This window comes from Candidatus Symbiopectobacterium sp. NZEC135, assembly GCF_025962695.1.
Genome location: NZ_JAGFPF010000378.1, coordinates 1 through 1,637 on the forward strand (window position 1 = coordinate 1; position 1,637 = coordinate 1,637).

A 1,637-nucleotide genomic window follows, 5' to 3' on the forward strand; every position below is an offset into this window, starting at 1 on the left:
GGCACTGGTTGCCGGGTGCTATCTGCTTTATCAGCATTGGGATCAGGTGATTGCCGCCATTACGCAGACAGAAGCCTTTCAGGTGCTGGCTGAGATCGTCAAGGTGACTGCGCAACTGTTTTCACTGGCCTGGGCGAACATTACCGAAGGTTGGGAACGTCTGGTGGCGGCTATCGGTAATTTTTCGCTGATGGACACCCTAAGCGGCGTGGCTACAGGCATTAGCAATCTGTTTAGCGGATTGTGGGAGGGCATTAAGGCGTCTTTTGCGGGCGTCTACGGCTGGATTGTCGAAAAGCTAAATCATATTCCCGGCGTCAGTATTGATATGCCCGGTAATACGCTGGCCGCAACGGGGGAAAACATTCAGCCGGTGGCGCAAATGCCGGTGATGCCCTTATCGGCACCGGTAATCCCCCTGGCGGCGCAGCCCATAAAACCGGGTGGCAATGCGCTGTTGACCGGGGGAAACCTCAAAGGCATTGAGCGCGGCGGGTTGAGTAAAGACATTAACAACAATACGCGATCGATTACGGATAACAGCAAACATATTGGCAGCGTGGTGATCCACGCCAATAACGGCATGACGCCGGAAAAATTGATGGAATGGGACGAACTGCGCAATGGATGATGCGAAATATATCGATCTGCTGATCACCGGGCGTAATTTTTCATTGAACGCCGGTAATGAGCCGAATCTGTGTAATAACCGGGTAAGCATTGGGCAAGACTGCGTACACACCATTATTGAAAGTGGACTCACCACACAATTAATCGCCGAGCGTAGCCCGACATTACGCGCCGACATCATGACGCAACTGATTATGTTAGTTGAAGAGGATGAACGGATTATTCCCGGTACGGTGGTATTGAGCGAAGAAACCAAAACGCGGCTATGGATCACCGCAGAAACCTATGATTTTGGCCCGCTGCAAGTGAGTGCAGATTATGACAGTTAAACCTCAGATTGATTACGAGCAGGCGCTGAGCGATGCCGGAATGCCGGTAACGGCGCAGGCGGTTAACGATAAATTCCAACAACTGGTTACTGCCGAAGGGCTGATCACCAATACCTCGAAAATGTCGCCTTTCTGGCGACTGATTAACGCCATCGTTACCACGCCGGTGATGTGGCTGAAAGACGTATTAATCAATGTGGTGTTGGCCAATATGTATTTGGCCACCGCATCCGGCAGCTTTTTGGAGGTGTTCGCCTGGGGCGTCAATCTGTCGCGCAAGCCTGCGACGGCCGCGCGCGGCGCGATGCGGTTTTTTAAAACCGCTGCCGATCAGGCGGTGATTATTCCTGCCGGAACGCTGGTGCAAACGGAGCGCATTAACGGCCAGGTGTACAGCGTGCGCGTACTGGCAGATACCACACTGGACGCGGGCAGCCTAAGCGGCTTGGTGTCGGTGGAAGCCAGCGGAACGGGCGGGGCGTTTAATCTGGCACCCGGTTATTACCGCATTCTGCCGGTAGCCGTATCGGGGATTGAGCGAGCAGAAAATGAGGAAAACTGGTTACTGACGCCAGGGGCTGATGCTGAATCTGATGATGACCTGCGCGATCGCTGTCGCAACCAATACAACCTGGTCGGCAACTACCACACCGATGCGGTGTATCGCAGCATGATTGC

General features: G+C 53.6%; 2 protein-coding genes and 1 pseudogene. All 3 read left to right on the forward strand.

Annotated features, from left to right (window positions below):
• A pseudogene (locus J5224_RS27035) lies at window positions 1-631 on the forward strand (phage tail tape measure protein); the annotation flags it as partial.
• The gene (locus J5224_RS27040) at window positions 624-959 is read left to right on the forward strand and encodes a DUF2590 family protein (protein WP_264628236.1); all 336 of its coding nucleotides are present in this window, start codon (window positions 624-626) and stop codon (window positions 957-959) included. The pseudogene J5224_RS27035 and the gene J5224_RS27040, both read left to right, overlap by 8 nt.
• The coding region (locus J5224_RS27045) for a baseplate J/gp47 family protein (RefSeq protein WP_264628237.1) at window positions 949-1,637 on the forward strand (689 nt) is incomplete at its 3' end. The genes J5224_RS27040 and J5224_RS27045, both read left to right, overlap by 11 nt.

Coding starts and splice junctions, on each gene's coding strand:
- J5224_RS27040 (WP_264628236.1), top strand. CDS start 624: ATGGATGATGCGAAATATATCGATCTGCTGATCACCGGGCGTAATTTT.